The organism is Bacillus sp. MN7755, from assembly GCF_054771475.1.
This window is the reverse complement of record NZ_BTRL01000016.1, coordinates 39563-58565: the sequence shown is the minus strand read 5'-3', so window position 1 is coordinate 58565 and position 19003 is coordinate 39563. Positions and strand designations below refer to the sequence as shown.

The 19003-nt window shown below is 33.7% G+C and carries 10 protein-coding genes and 6 pseudogenes; 5 read left to right on the top strand and 11 right to left on the bottom strand.

What is annotated here, in order from left to right; genetic code table 11:
* Positions 1 to 14: 14 nt before the first annotated feature.
* Positions 15 to 776, bottom strand: a complete 762-nt coding sequence (locus ACYVEC_RS19130) for an ABC transporter ATP-binding protein (RefSeq protein WP_460507858.1) — start codon at positions 774 to 776, stop codon at positions 15 to 17.
* Between the two features lie 211 nt (positions 777 to 987).
* Here ACYVEC_RS19130 and ACYVEC_RS19125 point away from each other — a divergent pair.
* Both ACYVEC_RS19125 and ACYVEC_RS19120 read left to right on the top strand, forming a co-directional pair.
* Positions 988 to 1188: pseudogene (locus tag ACYVEC_RS19125) on the top strand (hypothetical protein); the annotation flags it as partial.
* Between the two features lie 263 nt (positions 1189 to 1451).
* Positions 1452 to 2620: pseudogene (locus ACYVEC_RS19120) on the top strand (IS3 family transposase); the annotation flags it as partial.
* Between the two features lie 193 nt (positions 2621 to 2813).
* Here ACYVEC_RS19120 and ACYVEC_RS19115 read toward each other — a convergent pair.
* The 7 genes and pseudogenes from ACYVEC_RS19115 to ACYVEC_RS19085 all read right to left on the bottom strand — a co-directional run.
* Positions 2814 to 3176 (bottom strand): annotated as a pseudogene (locus ACYVEC_RS19115) (DDE-type integrase/transposase/recombinase); the annotation flags it as partial.
* Between the two features lie 91 nt (positions 3177 to 3267).
* Positions 3268 to 4101, bottom strand: a complete 834-nt coding sequence (locus ACYVEC_RS19110) for a class C sortase (RefSeq protein ID WP_460507855.1) — start codon at positions 4099 to 4101, stop codon at positions 3268 to 3270.
* A gap of 4 nt (positions 4102 to 4105) precedes the next feature.
* Positions 4106 to 5323 carry a DUF4046 domain-containing protein gene (locus tag ACYVEC_RS19105; protein ID WP_460507852.1) on the bottom strand — a complete coding sequence of 406 codons (1218 nt, stop codon included), beginning with the start codon at positions 5321 to 5323 and terminating at the stop codon, positions 4106 to 4108.
* Positions 5324 to 5410: 87 nt separating this feature from the next.
* Positions 5411 to 6229 (bottom strand): class C sortase, encoded by an 819-nt coding sequence (locus tag ACYVEC_RS19100; RefSeq protein ID WP_460507849.1) that lies wholly within the window; start codon positions 6227 to 6229, stop codon positions 5411 to 5413.
* A gap of 99 nt (positions 6230 to 6328) precedes the next feature.
* On the bottom strand, positions 6329 to 7990 hold the full coding sequence (locus ACYVEC_RS19095; RefSeq protein ID WP_460507846.1) for a SpaA isopeptide-forming pilin-related protein: 1662 nt from the start codon (positions 7988 to 7990) through the stop codon (positions 6329 to 6331).
* Positions 7991 to 8190: 200 nt separating this feature from the next.
* Positions 8191 to 12105 (bottom strand): SpaA isopeptide-forming pilin-related protein, encoded by a 3915-nt coding sequence (locus ACYVEC_RS19090; protein ID WP_460507843.1) that lies wholly within the window; start codon positions 12103 to 12105, stop codon positions 8191 to 8193.
* Positions 12106 to 13643: 1538 nt separating this feature from the next.
* Entirely contained in the window at positions 13644 to 13910 is a 267-nt protein-coding gene (locus tag ACYVEC_RS19085) for an ArsR/SmtB family transcription factor (protein WP_208018073.1), read from the bottom strand.
* Positions 13911 to 14501: 591 nt separating this feature from the next.
* Between ACYVEC_RS19085 and ACYVEC_RS19080 the strand changes: the two genes are divergently transcribed.
* Positions 14502 to 16103 (top strand): helix-turn-helix domain-containing protein, encoded by a 1602-nt coding sequence (locus ACYVEC_RS19080; protein WP_460507840.1) that lies wholly within the window; start codon positions 14502 to 14504, stop codon positions 16101 to 16103.
* 163 nt (positions 16104 to 16266) lie between these two features.
* On the opposite strand, the pseudogene ACYVEC_RS19075 reads toward ACYVEC_RS19080, so the two are convergent.
* Together ACYVEC_RS19075 and ACYVEC_RS19070 are read right to left on the bottom strand one after the other, a co-directional pair.
* A pseudogene (locus ACYVEC_RS19075) lies at positions 16267 to 16446 on the bottom strand (CPBP family glutamic-type intramembrane protease); the annotation flags it as partial.
* Between the two features lie 57 nt (positions 16447 to 16503).
* Positions 16504 to 16806 (bottom strand): annotated as a pseudogene (locus ACYVEC_RS19070) (DDE-type integrase/transposase/recombinase); the annotation flags it as partial.
* Between the two features lie 477 nt (positions 16807 to 17283).
* Between ACYVEC_RS19070 and ACYVEC_RS19065 the strand changes: the two are divergent.
* Together ACYVEC_RS19065 and ACYVEC_RS19060 are read left to right on the top strand one after the other, a co-directional pair.
* A complete protein-coding gene (locus ACYVEC_RS19065) occupies positions 17284 to 17889 on the top strand; it encodes a recombinase family protein (RefSeq protein WP_460507837.1) in 606 nt (201 codons plus the stop codon).
* Positions 17873 to 18329: pseudogene (locus tag ACYVEC_RS19060) on the top strand (phage integrase N-terminal SAM-like domain-containing protein); the annotation flags it as partial. The gene ACYVEC_RS19065 and the pseudogene ACYVEC_RS19060, both read left to right, overlap by 17 nt.
* 141 nt (positions 18330 to 18470) lie before the next feature.
* Here ACYVEC_RS19060 and ACYVEC_RS19055 read toward each other — a convergent pair.
* Positions 18471 to 18794: a hypothetical protein gene (locus ACYVEC_RS19055; RefSeq protein WP_460507834.1), complete on the bottom strand. Its 324-nt coding sequence runs from the start codon at positions 18792 to 18794 to the stop codon at positions 18471 to 18473.
* Positions 18795 to 19003: the final 209 nt, after the last annotated feature.

The following is a 19003-nucleotide window of genomic DNA, read 5'->3' as shown; positions in this document are numbered from 1 at the left end:
TTGAACCTCCTTTTTTATGCCTTTTGTGTACCTAAGTCTGCAAGTACATCTAAAATCTCTTTATAGAACGCTTCACGCGTACCAGTGCGATGAATTTCTTTATATAACTCTCCGTCTTGAATGAATAACATACGCTGACAGTAACTTGCACTATACGGATCGTGAGTAACCATCATAATTGATACACCTTGTTCTTCATTTAAGTTTGTCATCGCATCTAAAAGACTTGCTGCGTTTTTAGAATCAAGGGCTCCTGTCGGCTCGTCCCCTAAAATAATTGCTGGTTCATGCACAAGTGCGCGTGCTGCTGCTGAACGTTGTTTTTGTCCACCAGATACTTCAGATGGATACTTTTGAAGTATCGCTGAGATTCCTAACATATCCGCTACTTTCTCTACTTTCGGGCCAATGTTACGAGATGGAACACCTTGAAGCGAAAGTGGCAGTGCAATGTTTTCATGAATAGATAAGTTCTCTAGTAAATTAAAGTCTTGGAAAATGAATCCTAACTTTTGTGAACGGAAATCAGAAAGTTCACCTTGTTTCATTTTCGTAATATCCGTACCCGCAATTTCAACAACGCCGCCTGTCGCTTTATCTAACGTTGAAATTACATTTAACAATGTCGTTTTCCCTGAACCAGATGGTCCCATAATTCCAACGAACTCTCCCTCTTGAATCGAAAATGACACTCCTTTTAATGCATGTGATTGGTTCTCACCTTTTTTACCGTACACTTTTTGGACGTTTTTTACGTCTACAACTGGTTTGTTCATAGTTGTCCTCCTAGGCTTGTTTTTACTTTTCCTATTCTGCGCTTTTTCGACATAATCTGCTATCGATTAACATTACATCTACCTTACACCTTTGTAAGTTAAACGAAACAGCTCGATATGTCACAAGTAACATATCGAGCTGTTTGTTATTTTAAAGTATCTCAAAAGACGATATGAAAGACTTGTAACTTTTTCAACATTCGTACTTGGATCTATATTTGAAAATGGTATAGCTACACCTCTTACCGTTGCATTAACTGGTATCCTAACTTCCAATATCAATAATATTATTTCTATGACATTTCAAGCAGGTAATCGTATTTCATTAAAAGTAACTACAGGAAACTCTAATGCTACAACAGATACTGTAGTACAAGTTGATATTTTTTTATGTTCTACAGTATCTAAATAAGCGAGAAATTGTACGCTATATATAACATTAAAATAAACATCCGGTCCCTTAGCGTACAAGGAACCGGATGTTTTGTGTCTAAATTATGTCCAAACGTACAATTTTCTTTTTTTGATATGGTGACCCCATATAGGCAACTGGTGCATGACTAAACATTTCATTTTCTGTAAATCCAACTACTTTAAATGCCTTTTTGGATATAGGATCTACAATTTTATCATTTAATGCTAGCCCTTTATTTTTCGCTGATTCATCAATAATAATTTCAACTAGACGTACTAAACTTTATGATTGAAAACGGTATGTCCTTATTTGAGACGGCAGCTATCTTCAACATTCCTGCCCCTTCAACGATTTCTGTTTGGAAAAAACAGCTCGAAACACGAGGAATTGATGCCCTTCAATCTAAGAAAAAGGGGCGTCCATCCATGAAAAAAGATTCAAATAAACAATCGAAACAAGCACCAGTTGAAGGGTCAGTCGAAGCACTTGAAGCACGTATTCAACAGCTTGAAATGGAAAATGAGTACTTAAAAAAGTTGAATGCCTTAGTTCAAAACAAGGAAAAATCACGAAACAGGACAAAGCACAAGTAGTCTATGAATTAAGGCATAAATATTCGGTGAAGGCACTTGTAGAGCTAGCTAACATTCCACGAAGCACGTATTATGATTTAATAAAGAAAATGAATCGCCCGGATTTAGATGCCGATTTGAAAGCCGAAATTAAAGCGATTTATGGGGAAAATGAAGGCCGTTATGGTTACCGTCGTATTCGTGATGAGTTAACGAATCGTGGTCAAAAAGTGAATCACAAGAAGGTTCAGCGCATTATGAAAGAGCTTGGATTAAAGTGTGTTGTGCGTATAAAAAAATATAAGTCTTATAAGGGGAAAGTTGGAAAAATTGCACCCAATATTTTAGCGCGCAATTTTCATGCAGATGTACCGAATCAAAAATGGGTAACAGACATCACAGAGTTTAAATTGTTTGGAGAGAAACTGTATGTATCACCTGTATTAGACTTGTATAATGGTGAGATTATTACCTATACAATTGGCCCTAGACCGACGTATTCGCTTGTTTCAGAAATGTTAGAGATAGCATTAGAACGTTTACCAGAAAATCACCAACTATTGATGCACTCCGATCAAGGCTGGCATTATCAAATGAAACAATATGTCCGGACACTAGAATTAAGGGGTGTTGTGCAAAGTATGTCTCGAAAAGGAAACTGTTATGACAACGCAGTAATGGAGAATTTCTTCGGGATCATGAAGTCAGAATTCCTCTACATAAAAGAATTTGAAAGTGTAGATCATTTTAAAATAGAATTAGAAAAATATATAGATTATTATAATACGAAACGGATAAAGGCAAAATTAAAAATGAGCCCGGTGCAATACCGGACTCATTTGGATCAAGCAGCCTAATGAAATAACCGTGTTTAACTTTTAGGGGTCACTTCATTGTCTTGGAAACAGGTGATCTTTTTATTAGATAAATTGCTACTTGCCAAAAGCAGGTAGTTGTTATCCTATTCATATGTTCTGTAAATATTATAACACAATTCTTTTGGATAAAGTGACAACGTAGCGCTATGTTTTTGCTTTTGAACAGACTAATCCTGTAAATCAATCTGTTCTTTTTTATCATATGCATGGCTTCTACTCCTGCAAGAATAGATGTAGCTGTACGAAAAGATTTAAATTCTAGCATAGATCGTATGCGTCTTTTAATGAAACAGTGGTCTTGCTCCACGATAATATTTAGATATTTTATTTGCCTGATTGGAATACCTATATCCAATTCAGGCCCATATTGATGAACCAAACGCATAATAGTTGTATGGGCTAAGGATAGCCCTCTTTCTTCCATCATTTCCACCAAATCGCGAGATCTGAGGTTGTACCGCAGGTATCAACGTACAATTAAAAGAATGATATCTGGCTGATAATGTTTCCACCTGAATATCTTTTCTTTTTCCACACTGATCACACACCCTTTATAGAGTAATAGTATCAGTATGTTCAAGGTTTAGAGATTACTTGCCAGCATCTTTATTTTTTGCACCAGAACCTTATTTTTTCTTCCTTAGAAACCCCAACAACCCAATAAAAATAACCAACAGTCCCATTATCATAAAACTGATTTTTCGGACAAATTCATGTACTTGAGATTGTTTAAGTCTCATAATACTCTCTGTTCGAGCTTTTGTATTATTCTGAGGGATTTCTTCTTTTATCCTCTCACCATAAACGAGCAAGCGGTATTTACTTGAAGTGTACGGTTCACATGTAAGTAATGTAGCCTTATCCTTTCCCTTCACAATCGCTATCTTTTCCACTTGGCTGGGATAAATAACTTCGCGTCCCGTTACTTCATACGTTAATTCTTTTCCTAAAATACGGATATAGAATTTGTCGCCATTTTCGAGTCGATCAAGATGTCGGAACATTTTAGCACCATGATAACCACGATGTCCAGCTAATACTGTATGCGTATCAGGTCCACCGATAGGAAAGGAAGTTCCACCAATTTGACCAACACCCATACTTAGATGCTTCTCGGTTGCACCTAAGTAGATGGGAAATTCTTCATTGATTTTTGGAATACTAACAGTGCCTAGTACATCATCTTCTTTTATCATATTGACAAGCGTTGTATTTTTCTTGTCGCTATTGCTAAAAGGATCTTCCGTAGGGAAGCTTAATCCCTTTAATGACTCATTATAAGCTTCCATTGTTTTAGATTTCTTACTTATGTCTTCTTCCTTTGAGTTTCTCACCTTGTTTTCATAATTTGTTATTTCTGTTTCATAAACACGATGATTGATATAATTTGAAACAGTTGGATATAAAAATACTCCGAACCCAATAATAAATAATATGGCACTGAATAACAATCTTTTCATACATTTAGTACACCCGCTTACTATTTTCCACTTCAAATTCTTTCGGATATATTTCTTTTAACATCTTAAAGGTACTCCCTCCCCAATATTTATTAAAAGGTGTACTTAATTTGTTTTTCATCATCCATTTTCTTCCTCCTATTTTTAATAACTGTGAAACAGATATCCCTGCTTTATCTATTTCATCCTTAATTATTTTTTTCGCTTTCTCTTTTTCCCAAAACCTATTAGGTACTACTTTTAATTCCCATTCTTTAAATTGATTTGGATACGCCTCATTTAACATCTGATAGGGGCTATCCGACCAAAACATCATGAGCGGTGTCCTCAACCCGTTATTTACAATCCACTTCAAACTGTAGTGTTTCTTTATATCGTCCTGAGACATGCCCTTTTCCTTGATAATCTGCTTAAAAATCTTTAAACTCTTTTCTTTATCGTTCCAAAATTTATTAGACACTCTTTTTAATTCCCATTCTCTATATTGATTGGGATATGCTGCATTTAACATCTGATAAGCGTTTCTATTCCAATACTTCAACAGTGGTGTACCTAAATTTCTTTCTCTTAACCACTCCCCACTATACACATCAAGTACGTCTTCTTTTGTTAATTTTTCTTTTTTCTCAATCCACCAACGTAAGGCCAACAACCCTTTTTCCTTAGTCCAAAAATTCTTAGGGACACTTTTCAATTCCCACTCTTTAAATCGATCGGGATATGCTGCATTCAACATTTGATAGGGGCTACCATTAAAATGGCTCGAACATACCTCGCCCAGTTTATTTTCTATTAACCACTTCAAATCATACTTATTTAGTAATTGATACTCTGTTAATCTTTCTTTTTCTTCAATTATTCTCCTTAATATTTCCAATCCTTTTTCGTATGTCCAAAAACACTTAGGAGTATACTTTAACTCCCATGGTTCAAATCGATTGGGATATACTGCGTTTAACATCTCATATGGACTACTTCGATAAGCCTGCATCACACTAGTTAATTTGAATTTTATAATGAGACTCTGGTTCCATTTTTCCTTAATATCCTCATCGCTCAATTTTAAAACATCCTCAATTAAATATCGCGTTACCCTCCTTTTTGATTCTCCGTTCATATCTTCGCTCCATGTACCGGGAGGAAAACTTTTTCTTTTGCTATCTAATATTTCTTGATATATTTCCTCTATTGTTTTTGTCAAGAATAGTCCACTCTCTTTCAAAAACTTCTCCTTATTATTACTTGAATATCCTATTTGCTAATAATTCCTAAGTAATCTTTCAATGAATGACATAGCAAGACACTTTAACTATAATTTTTTCTTTTTTCTTTTTATGAGGATTAGGAGTACAACCGCTACTAAAATAGCGAATATTGAGGCAATAACTCTCCAATCTTCTAACATAGATGGCTCAGAATTTATCGATTTCTCTTTTTCTTTTGGTTCATAAGGAATTTTATGCCCCCTCACTAACAACCTATGAGTATTAACTCCATAAGGAGTACAGGTAAGTAAAGTGGCATACTCTTGATCATTTACAATTAATAAATCCTCTGTTTCACTTGGTAATACAACTTTAATCTGATCAACTTGATAGGCTAGAATTTTATCTAAGGAATGAATATAGAAAACATCAGATTCTTTCATTTTATCTAAATCAGTAAACAATAATGCCGAAGGCAAACCGCGATGTCCTGTCAAAACGGTGTGAGTCCCTTCTCCTCCTACTGGCAATGAAGACTTGTCTAAATGACCAACCCCACGGCTCAAAACTTCCTCGGAAGTTCCTGGATAAATGGGTAGTTTCACATGAATTTTTGGGATTTCCACATACCCCATAACATCCCCTATGTTAAGGGCATCGGCATACGATTTCCCCTCATTTTTTTCTTTGTCTGCGAATGGATCTGAAAACGATTTATTCGAATGTTGAATTTGTTTATTATATTCATTCGCTTCTTTTTCTCGGCGTTCCAGTTCTTTCTTTTGAAGTGACTTTACCTTTTCATCATAGGAACTCACCTGAGAGTAATGTGCTCTAGTCGCTAACCAATTGCTTACGGTTGGATATAAGAAGATACACAGTCCTAATAAAAAAATACACCCAAAAATAATATTACGTTTCATAGTGTCCCCTTTATCTTGTATTGACATATGTAAAAGAGGAGAAGCGAACAGCTCTCCTCTTTTCACATGTAAATATTATAAGTATAGATGTTTAAATAATTAGTTATTTACTGTTTTTCTTCTAAAGAAAACAAATGCTGCTGCAACCATTAATGCAATACCTACTACAGAGAATATGATTGTTCCCATACCACCTGTTGAAGGAAGGTACCAACCGTTCTTATTATTCTCCACATTCAATTCAATTTTTTGATGTTCTGCATTAATTGTTACATCAATTGGATCTCTTAATAATTGATAAGAACCTGTTGTTCCATCTTCTTTTTTATAAGTTGGTGCTTTTGTCTCAATAATTTGGTATTCTCCGTAAGGAATGTTATTCCATTTAATTAAACCATTTTCGTCTGATACACCTTTTACTTCTTTACCATCTACTTTTACCACATTACCTTTTTTATCACGTAATTCAAATTCTGCACCTTGTAACGTTTTGTTATTGTCGCCATCAACTTTTGTTAATGCAATGCTACCACTTGTTGGAACAACAATTACTGGTTTTGTTTCTTTTTCACCCTTTACATCGTTTTTGTTTGTAAAATCAATTGTTGCTGTATTTGGAATTTCTGTTCCTGCCGCTGTACCTTCTTTAATTTGCGACTTGATTTGCAAATGAAGTTCTTTTTTACCATCTAACTTTGAAAAATCTTTTACAGTAGCTGTTACTTGTTGCCCATTTACAACTACTTCTACTACGCTAGAATCTACTACTACACCATCGATTTTCACAACTGGTGTACCAATAATGTTTAAGCGATCATCTACATTATCTGTTACAACATAATTTTTGTAGTCTTTAATATCTTCTGGAATTAATGTTTTAATGTCATAATTGTAATCTGTTAACGGATTAATTGGTAAAAACTCTAAATCGTTATTAATCTTTTTATCAATTGTTGGTTCTAGATAGTTTGTAATTTCTACTGACACAACAACACCAGATTTAATCGTACCGTCTGCATTAATTGTACCTGATTCTTTAATTGAAAACGGATATTTTGTTGAATCTAAAACATATCCTGTTGGCGCTTTTGTTTCTTGGAAATAATAATCACCGTACTCTAGACCTTCTGCACGAATTTTTCCGTCAGTACCTGTTGTTAAACCAGTTTTTACTGCTGTGCCATCTGCTTTAAAGATAGAGAATTCTGCACCTGCTAATGCTTTATCTTCTGCACCTGTTTTTGTTAATTCTACTGCACCGCGTTTCGTTTCGTTCTTTGGATACATGTGCACGTCATAGTTTAACGCAACACCATCTTTGCTTGTCATTGGAACGTCAACTGTATACGTATTTGGGTTTAAATTAACATGTGGTGGACCAGAAACTTCTTTTACTTCATAACGACCTAATGGTAAATCTTTAAATATAGCTAGACCGTTTGCATCTGTTGTTACTGTAATTGGAGTTGCATTTGTTACTGGTGTTACAGATTCTTCAACAATTTTCCCATCATTTGAAATCTTATTGAATGACATAATTTGTTTAATCTCAAACGTTACGCCTGGTAATGCCTTAGCATCTGTAGGAAGGGTTTGATTTGCAGAACCATCACCTTCTGCACCTGCTGTTCCATTTTTTTCTTGTTCATACTTATGGATTGTTAAAGACCCTTTCTCTGGAGCTGCCGCATTTGCAAACATACTTGGCAACATCGATAACGTTAATACACAAATTAATAACATACTAAATAATTTCTTCATGTTCTCCTCCTCACTCTTTCTATAATTTTTATAATCTACTTATTATTTTTCTCTTATAAAGATATAGAAATAACACACTATCACTACAGCACCTATATTAATTAGAAAGTCGTTATCCCCATACCACCAGTGTTTAGGATATCCCATTCACTTTTTGTATTTTCTTCAGTTATTTTTTGTCTGGTCATCATACCATGAAATCAATTGTTTGATTTCTTTTTACGAAGCCATAAAATAAGCGGAATTATCATAAGTAATACACCCATTCCATAGAACAAAATGGTTCCGCTTCCGCCTGTTTTTGGTATTACCCATCCTGTCTTCGTGTTTTTCACTGTCAGTTTTACCACTTCACCTGATTTTGTAATATTCACATCTATCGGATCCTTTAAAAGCATATGATCATTTGGTGCTTTCGTTTCAACAAGCTTATATGAACCTAATGGGAGGTCCTTAAGTATCAATTTCCCTAAATTATCCGTCGTACCACTAGCTATTACTGAATAATTCGTTGAACTACCTGATTCATATTTCCGAAGTTCAAACGTTGCACCTGGGAGAACTTTACCAGTTTGATCGTCTACTTTTGTAATTTCAATTGATCCAGGTAATGCCTTCATTGCAACCCCTACCCGTAATGGTTCTACAGCTAGCAGTCCATTCGCCGTCACTGCAAAAGAATTCCACGCGGCACGATTAATTTCTGGAATCGTTTCATCTAGAAGTGCTAGATCAACTGGTAAAGATGGTGCTTTTGCCTGTATGTCAAATTGAACATTTTGACCTTCTAACCAATCAACGCCTTCTTTCATTACAATTTTAAAACTATGAATCTCATTCCAGTTTGTAACCATACTCACAGGCATCCAATTTGGATTCTCTGCACCAGCTGGGTTCGGTTGTGGTGTAGAACCGATTGAATAATCTACTGTTGCGTATAAATCATCACGCTTTGGATTTTTAGATTTGCTGTAATAAACAGTAACTTTATCCTGCCATTTTGTATCGGTAAAACTAATTGGTCCTTTTAATGTGGTTGCAAACTTACTATCTCTCGCCTTATTATCTGTTATACCTAAATCTCCTACTGAAGGTAATACATCTAAAAACATAAACTGTTCAATCACTTCATTCGTTGTATTCGTTAATTTGAAACGATACGTTACATTTCCATCTGGATTTGTATGCCCAAACAATGAAAACTCATTGTCTAAACTACCTTTTACGAGTTTTTCAATTTGTAAGTTATCGTTTTTAACAAGTGAATACTTATTTGCCGACTTTACACGCGGCTCGTTTATGTTTCCATTTTTGTTCAAATCACTTTTATCTGTTTCTAGAACCGATTTCGTAATTGTATTTCCCTGAGAACTAGGTACTTGCAGTTTCTGATTTGCTGAGAAACCATAGACTTCCATGCTTAAATCTGATAAAGCCTTTCTAGTTACGTCCACATCAAAACTCGCAGTTATTTTTTCACGAGGTAATACACGTCGATTGTCCCAAGTAAATTTGATTTGTTGTTGACCATTTACTTCTCCTATAACTTTATAAGTTGGATTCGACGAATTTGAGCTATACAGTACATTGGGTTTTGCTAATATATTAACCCCTTTTGGTAATAACGCGACGAGTTCTAGCGGTCCCTGAATATTCGCCTGTGATGCAGCATCGTTTTGGAACTCCATTTGGATACGGTTATTTCCGCGTTGTATGTTTGAGCCTGATAGTGGCTTATCTCCACCTTCTACAAATTGAATCGCAGTTTGTACAATTGGTGTTGAACTAGCAGTTTTGACGATATTGACATGGCGATCCCCTTGAACGGATTGGTCATTAGAAGGTCTAAGCTCTACTTTTGTACCATCATTTAACTCGTAATTAAACTTTACACTATTGGTTGTCTGCCCTACAGCACCTTTGTTCACATTATAAAAAGAATCAACTTTAGCAGCCATTTTCCCAGAAGCATTTCTATAAATGACGCGAAAAGCTTCGACATGACCATTCTTACCAAATTGCGTTACATCCAATTTATCTGTTTTCGTATTAGGTTCATTTGAAATTGGATATTGAACACGATATTCTGATTTCCATACACCATTTATTTTTAATTGAATAAACGTATCTGGTACTTTTATAAGTGGTGCTGCTAGAGATGTTGAAATATAAAAATCATATGGTTTCGTAAATTGAAGTTGTGTTAAATCTAATTTACTATCAACGGTATATTCCATCGTCTTGTATTTATATCCTGAATTTACTATTCGTTGATGAAATCCAACTGGATACTTACCTGATTGCCAAGTTCCAGAATTGATGCGATAGTCCATTTGATAAGGGTCTATAATTATACCGTTAAAAAAACGTAAATACGCATCGTCTGTAACAGTTGGGATATAACCTAATTTTGAATTATCTGTCTGAAAATTCCCAGTACCATCTATAGGTCCTCTATGCACCCCATAATAATAGGCACCCACCGTATTTGTCGTATCCCCATCACCACTTGCAATCATTATATCGCCACTTCCTGATGTACTAATAGGGGATTTATTTCCAATACTATATGGCTGATAAGTAGCAGTTGCTGTATTTGTTATCGTTGAGAAATTTGGGATGCTATAATCGAACCTTACATTAATAAGCTTTAATTCTTTTTCAAATAAATTCCCATTCATACTTACTCGGTCTTGTTCGGCAAAAGTCGGCGCATCAAATTCCCAAGTAATCGTTCGCTTTGTTGCATCGTATACACCTGAAAAACCTGATCCTTGATATTCCGGGTAAAAAATAAGACCTTTAGGTAATTGATCTACAATGCGGATTTTACTCTTTTCTTGAATATAGCTAAGTCCTGCGGCTGTTTTTGGAATGCTAACTTTAATGGTCCAATTACCTAAATCGCCTTGAACCGGCGGATCATTGCTTACATTCCACTTATTATTTTTATACTTCTCTGTACTGGTATAAGCTTTTGAGATACTCACAGCCCCATTGGAAATAACTTTTGTCGTTTTTTTACCGGAGTTCAACGCTTCCGTATACTGATCTACTTTCATACTCACATCAGCTTCGAGATTTCTGATATTTTTACCTTTATCGCTGACAGGTGTTTTCCCTAATTCAGGAGTTGCCTGAATAATCGTCTTATAGACTTGTCCTGATTTCAATTCTGGAAAGGTATAAGTTAATGTACCTTTCTGTGCATCATAGACTGGACTCACACCAGCAATTGTTAACGTTTTATCAGGAACACCATTTTGGATCTGTGGATAGGCCACTGGAACTTCAGCATGTTTCGGTAAGTTCACAACGATTTTGCCGTTCGTTAATGTTGTTTGTGATCCCGTCACTTTTACATCTAGCTCAAAATTAGCTGTTTTTCCAGAAAGTACTTCTTGTTGTAGGGGGTTTAAATACAACTCTAGATTTGCTGTTCCTGGTGTAGCTGCAGACCTCTGAGCTGCTGTTTCTTGTGTAGTAGACTCTTGAGTTGCTGTTTCTGGTTTAGCTTTTGACTCTTCAGTTGCTGTTTCTGGTTTAGCTTTAGCCCCAGAAGCACTAACAGCCTCATTTGAAATTACCTTTGTTGTTTTCTTTCCTGAATTCAACACATCTGCATATTGATCTACCGTCATACTTACATCTAATTCTAGTTCTCTGATGTTTTTATCTTTATCATTGACAGGTGTTTTTCCTAATTCAGGAACTGCCTGAATAGTAGTCTTATAGATTTGCCCAGATTTTAGTTCTGGAAAGGTATAAGTTAATGTACCTTTCTGTGCATCATAAATTGGACTAACCCCTGCAATTGTTAAAGTTTTATCAGGAACACCATTTTGAATCTGTGGATAGACCACTGGAACTTCAACATGTTTCGGTAAGTTCACAACGATTTTGCCGTTCGTTAGTGTTGTTTGTGATCCCGTCACTTTTACATCTAACTCAAAATCAGCTGTTTTTCCAGAAAGTACTTCTTGTTGTAGCGCTTTAAAATTCAGTTCCAAATTTGGTACTTCTGACGTGGCAGCTACTGCAGATATAGTAAATTGCTGAAAAAACAATAGCACCGACATCATCAGAATTAGCGCTTTACCAACATACTTTTTCACTGTGAAAATTCCTCCTTTTCAGAGAATTTCAAGATTCTTTTAACGGTTTACACCTTTCCCCCTCCCTTTATTTAACTTTTGTGATGGTACATTGTTGCCTGTCACTTGAGCTATGTTTTTGATTGTGTTTCCTGCCTGATCTCACATGATTCTCTTCTAGAATGTAACGATTTTTCCATTCGAAAATTGTTCCTGTTAGAAAACACAGGTATCGTCTCATGTTGATTTACCTTCCATCATTTTTACCGAACTTGAATCCGATTGAATGATTATAGAAGTGGCCGAAGCACAGCGTCATCGCCAATAAGTTTCATCTGACACAAGCATCCATCATCAAGGTCATTGGAAATCCATTTATATGAATTTCCAATGACCTTATTCAAAGAATCTTAACAGTATGTGGTACTTTTATCAGTCATAAATATTTCCTTTATCAAAGTAAATATTGTTTCTTTAAGTTGACTTCACAATTTTAACCTTCTGGTTACCTGTCTCTTCTGCTTTCAAGTTTGCAATATTATAAATGGTCTTAATTCTATTTTTTTGCCCTTTCATATAATCTATTTAAATTACTCTGATGTCCCCGCGAACTCGGTTTAACTATAAAAATAAGTAACATAACATCTGTATATATTGAAAAATTCTATAGGTTGGTGCCTCTTCTTAATTCGTAATCTTTGATTTTTTCATTTTGGTCAATCTTATTGTTTTGTTTTCTTTCGTAGAGAGTGGGATGGAATTACAATATTTGAACCTTTCCTTTGTCGTGTAATAGTAGGTTTCGTACGGTTAAGAGAACAAATAACAAAGTTGGATTTTATTTGTTCATCTAGAAGTTTCCAATACTCCCTCCAACATCTTAAAATCCTAATTTAACTACAAAAAAAGCTAAGACACTCACTTGTGATACCAGTGAATGTCTTAGCTTGCAACAAAAGGAATTTATACTTGAGATTTGCCCCTACAATTCATAAAGAACATATTTACACTTTACTAAAGATAAGAAAAGGTTTCTACAACATTTTCATGACAAAACGCAATATTATAATTCTATAACAGTCTATGGAATTATAAATTAAGTAGACTATCAATTAATTCATATATATAAATTACCATCCCCCCTCTTAATCACTGATTAGGTTTCTATTTCCACCCCCTAGTACTTAAAAAAGGAAAATCACTAGCAAGAAACACCTTTGAAATATCGATATAACTCGCTAAAAACTAGATTGTTTCAACAAAAAAGAAACTATTTTATCCCCAAATAGCTTTTTTTTGTTTATTATCCTTTTTCACGTTGCTAAATTATGTACAGCCATGACATGGCTGACGTAACAATGCTGTACATAGGAGTAGAAGCAACTTGATTTATAGTTACTTTTAAGAAGACACGGGGGAACGGGGAAAGTGAACTTCTCAAATTAGTTACCTCTATTCCTACAGACAGCAGTTGCTTATTATTTAAATTTAACCTACTCACTATAGTTATATAAAATTATTTTACTTTTACCATATAACTCAGATTACCTAATCAACTATTACTTCATTAGACACCTTAATCCTTTAAATATTTGCACCATCTTTTCATTACTAATTTGATAATGATTTTCTACACCGTTTCTTTCCACATTTAAAATTATTCCTCTCATCTTTGATAGATGTTGAGATGTTGTTGATTGTCGAATACCTAGAATTTTGGTTAACTGTGTTTCATGTAATGTTTTATGTTTAATTATTTCATTAATTATTTTCAAGCGTACTAGGTTCACTATTAATTTTAACAAATATGCATCTTCTTCATACATCACGCTTTGGATATCTTAAAGTAACAATGTACTCATCATTCTCCCTTACTTATATTAGTTTATTAATTTTCATTTTAGAAACGTAGCATGTCTATCTAAATAAATTACAGATACAAGGAATTCGGTACAAACCATATGAGAACCATTACAATTACTCATAATATGCTCAACCATAAGGTTCTTTTTCCTCTTTCTACCTTAGAGAGACAATGTATTAATTCGCAGCACAGCTTTAAACCTTCTATTATTATGATGATAACAAGATATCAAGACTTATAAAGCCTTCTTTCTTCCCCTAACAAAGGAAAAAAAATATCATTCCATACCACAAATTCGACATAATTAAGACAAAATTCGATTTATTTTTTGATATACTATGCTCCAGAGCCTTATATTTTACCTAGCTGGAGGAAAAGAAATGTATAAAAATGGGTACAATCGCTTAGTATTTAGTTTAGCTGCTTGTGGTGAAACAGAAGCTAAGCAAGTAACTAAATTCTATTGCGATATTGCAAAAATGGAGAGAATATAGACAATAATTTTCAACTTGGAAAATAGTTTATGGGTATATGTAAAAAAGGGGATTTTTTTATGGAAAAACATATTATAACCAAAAGGCAGTTTTTAATATTGAAGTATTTAGAAGAAGCAGTTGGATGGATTAGCTCTGAAGAACTAGGAGTCTACATTGGATGTTCATATAAAACTATTCAAAATGAGATTAAAATTATAAAGAAATTCCTTCCTGAAAATTGGATCTTGCATACAAAAAAGGGATATGGTATGAAATTAATTCATCCCCAAGATGAAACAGTTACTAGCATATTTATCCATGATCATAAGGAGTTAAAAGTTCAGCTACTAAATTTATTAGTTGAAAGAAGAAGTTATTCAACAGAAGAAATTGGAGAGTTGTTATATATAAATCGTAACATGACTCTTGAATTACTCAAGAAAGTGGAACAGATGATTAAACCATTTTTTTTAACTTTAAAAAGTAGGCCCTATTATATTGAGGGAAATGAAGGGGCCATTCGCTTATTATTATTCGAGATTTTATTTTTAACAAGTGGCAATTCTTATTTTCAGAGCTTTAGAGTGCATCAGAAAATATCACTAAAGTTCAAGCTAAAGCTCAAGATTCATTTAGAGGCAACACATGGAATAACCCTTACTCATTTTGGTATGAATCTATTTTTAAACTTTTTAACGATTTGTATTTTACGGAGTCAGAAAGGCTTTGAAGCGGAAGAACTCCCCTTTGGTGTTGAAGAGAAATTAATACAGCAAGGGTATTTTAAAGAGTTTAATGGTTTGTTTTTATTATTGGAAGAAATGTTAGACTATGAAATTCCTATAAAAGAACGAGTATACATTTATTTAGCATTAATATTTTCAGAGTTAGAGTATATAAACTCCATTGAATTAGCTCTTGAAAAGTATTCAAGAGTTGACATTGTAACAGCGCTAGAACTATTTTCTGCAGATAAAAATTTTAAGCATTTACATGTTCCTCAAAATGAATGTAAGGAGTTTCTTGAATTCTTACATTTTCTTAAAGAGTATTTAGAGTTTGATTTTCTATATGATAAAACCTTTGTCATTAAAATGTTTAGTCTTTATTGTATTGCAAAAGTAAGAAGTGTGTTGCCAGAGCTTCAATATTCACCAAAACAAACTGTATTAACAGGGATTACTAACGAATACCCTCTATTTTTAGAAGAAGTAGCTGAACTTTGCAGTATCTGGGAGAAGAAAAAGACTTTTAAATGCCATAATAAAGTAACGATGTCTTTTACTTTATTATTGTTACAATACATTACTGCAGAAAAGAACTTGTATCCGAATGTTTTATATGTTACATCCCGCTCTCAAATTATCAGTGATTTTTCTTTGAATAACATGAATAGACATTTCAAGGGGAAAGCAAACCTGAAAATGAAATATCTTTGGGAATTATATGAATCCGCTATGGTATTTAAAAATATAGATTTAAAAAATATAGATTTAATTATAACAGATACTGTTTTACCATTATCGTTAAAGGATATTCCCGTCATCTTAATTGAAAATAACCTCTCAAATAAAGAGCTTTTAGATATTGACTATGCTATAGATCAATGTATGAAAAAAAAGGATGGACTGTTCTCTGAAAATAAAATGGAAGTTTCGAATCCAAAGGAGAAAATTTGATTGTTTTCTTTTCAGTAAAAGTATAATTTTATAAGATTATACTTCGCAACTCAAAGAAATAGTGATATATCACTATGCCACTATTATTACCGTAATTTATTTTCTTATAAACTAACATAGCTCCATGCTAGTTTATAAGAAAACTTGTTGCCCAAAACGCAAACTAAATATATAAAATATGCACTAACATTGATACTTTCAAATCTTTTGTTTTTTCATAACTCTATGTACACAAGCATCTATTCACAAAATAAGGCAAGAAGAACCAATCAAAATGAACCGTTGCAAAGATACCATTAGCAATAATAATTGCTGTTGTTCGGTTGATCCGTTCAATGGTTCTGGTGCAAAAATAAAACAAAAAAGAATAAAGCGCATATATTCCTAACGAAAGCGTATCTTATGCTGAAAGTCCAAACAATTGATGGATGAATTTTTTCTGATTTTGGACAGACTGGTCCCGTAAATCAAGCTGTTCTTTTTTAATCATACGCATGGCTTCTACTCCAGAAAGAATGGATGTAGCTGTGCCAAAACATTTGAACCCTAGCATGGAACGGATTTACTTCTTTATAAAGCAATGATCTTGTTCTACTATGTTATTCAAATACTTTTGTTGTCTAAGTTGCATACCATCAGGTATGCTTTTTTCTTTTTTTAACTGTTCAATTGCTATCGGATAAGCTTTTTTGTCTATACTTATTGAATTTTATTGGATTTATCCCATGCTAATTTAGTAATAAAATATTGAATACCAAACAAGATAGTAACAAGTAGAATGAACTTTATACATACTAAAGTCCATCCAACTAAAATTCTTACTGCTATTTCACCAAGTCGTATTCCCCGATCAATTTTATGATCTCTTTTTTCCTCCAATCATTTTTTTATCTTTCTTCATAATCTTGCCCTTCTTCATATATTCATTTACTTATTAATAATTTCACTTGCACATTCACTATCTAAAAAAATACATTAGTTGATAAATATTAGTAAGATAATATAAATAAATAACATACATCAAAAGGTACACCTTTTGATGTATATTAAAACCTACTCCATTTACTACTTCGAAAGGTTCGAAAATACACTTTTGAAGTAGTAAATAATTAATAACACCTTTTGAAGTATTTTTGATATAATTTCATTAGAAACACTTTCGAAAGGATGTCTATTTATTTTGAATACAAGAAAATTCGGATATATAAGGGTTAGTAGTAAAGATCAAAATGAAGATCGGCAGCTCGTAGCAATGAAACAACTCATCACTGAAGAACGAGATATTTTTATCGACAAACAAAGTGGAAGAGATTTTAATCGTGATCAATATCAACTCGTAAAACGTATGTTAAGAAAAGATGATATTTTATACATTCATTCCCTAGATCGTTTCGGCAGAAATAAAGAAGCTATCCTTGAGGAGTGGAAAGATATTACCCAAAATATTCAAGCTCATATTATCGTATTAGATATGCCACTTTTAGATACAACTCAATATAAAGATAGTCTAGGAAATTTTATTACTGATTTGGTACTCCAAATCTTGTCATGGCTTGCTGAAGAAGAACGAACAAAGATAAAAACTCGTCAACGTGAAGGAATTGAAGCTGCAAAGAAAAAAGGAAAACATTTGGGAAGACCTAAGACTGAAATCACTCCAGAATTTATCGATGCATATAATGATTGGAAACACGGAAAGATCACAGCGCTATACGCTATGAAAAAGTGCAATATGACAAGTCCTACATTTTACAGAGTAGTCAAAAGGTATGAGGATAAAAAGTGAAAAATATAGCACGACTACAAAAGAGACCCCAAAAACAATAGAAAGCTTCTCTTCCTATTTATCCAACAAAGGAAGAAGTCCTTCTACAATCAAACGATATATCTACGAGGTGGAAAGTTTCATTCAATGCCTGTACCAATCAAAAATATTTACTAATTATAATATTTAGGAATTATTACAGAAAGAAGATTTCGAATCATTTTTCAACTATTTAAAAGCCGATTTTCAATACTCCGATAAAACTGTACATCGTATATATATTGTTTTAAATAGGCTGTACGAATACTTAGATTTACCACTCCAAATTGAAGGAATTATTCATATAAATCTACCTAATCGGGCATTACCTAGGAGGATTTCATCTCTTTCCAGGAAGAGAGACGCTAAAAGAGGTTCTTTCTTCACTAGAAGACCTTCCAGAAAACAACAATCCCGCTCGACATATATGCTATATTTTCTTTTATTTTATCTTTGCATCAGAACAAAAATAAATGCAGCAACATAGCGCTATGTTGCTGCATTTATTTAGATATCTATTCATGTCCATAATAACAGTTAAGCAAGTCAGTAAATAAAGGATTTTAATATTTGTCTATCCAATAAGCAAATAACTCACTTACACTTATGTTATGGCTTTTTGCGATTCTGCGGGCTTTTTCTTTATGAGCTGGTGTAAACATAAGTGACATTTGCTCTTTTTTCTCTTTTCCTTGTGGGACATTTATTTCGGGCTTTTTAGGAAGCTTTGACCAACTCATATTCCACACTTCGATACTAATTTCAAAAAAACGATCTGTTAGATCCCATTTAATACCTTCTCTTTTATACTCAATAATCTCCCCGTTTTCATTACACCACCTATCCTCTACTTCAATAATCGCTAACATTTGTTGAGTACTTTTCATTTCTACTCTCTCCTTATCTAATTAGGTAACGCTTTTGTTATAAATCACTCTTTTAAATATGATATTGAGCACTCATTTCCCTACTCCGTTAATTTAAACACTATAGCGTTATAGTGCACCCTGAAAATCTATGTACATTATTTAATCTAAATATCCGTGTTCTATCACACATTAAATTGTTATATGCCCATTCCATAAATCCATCTCCA

Coding starts and splice junctions, on each gene's coding strand:
- ACYVEC_RS19130 (WP_460507858.1), bottom strand. CDS start 776: ATGAACAAACCAGTTGTAGACGTAAAAAACGTCCAAAAAGTGTACGGT.
- ACYVEC_RS19110 (WP_460507855.1), bottom strand. CDS start 4,101: ATGAAAAGATTGTTATTCAGTGCCATATTATTTATTATTGGGTTCGGA.
- ACYVEC_RS19100 (WP_460507849.1), bottom strand. CDS start 6,229: ATGAAACGTAATATTATTTTTGGGTGTATTTTTTTATTAGGACTGTGT.
- ACYVEC_RS19095 (WP_460507846.1), bottom strand. CDS start 7,990: ATGAAGAAATTATTTAGTATGTTATTAATTTGTGTATTAACGTTATCG.
- ACYVEC_RS19085 (WP_208018073.1), bottom strand. CDS start 13,910: ATGTATGAAGAAGATGCATATTTGTTAAAATTAATAGTGAACCTAGTA.
- ACYVEC_RS19080 (WP_460507840.1), top strand. CDS start 14,502: ATGGAAAAACATATTATAACCAAAAGGCAGTTTTTAATATTGAAGTAT.
- ACYVEC_RS19055 (WP_460507834.1), bottom strand. CDS start 18,794: ATGAAAAGTACTCAACAAATGTTAGCGATTATTGAAGTAGAGGATAGG.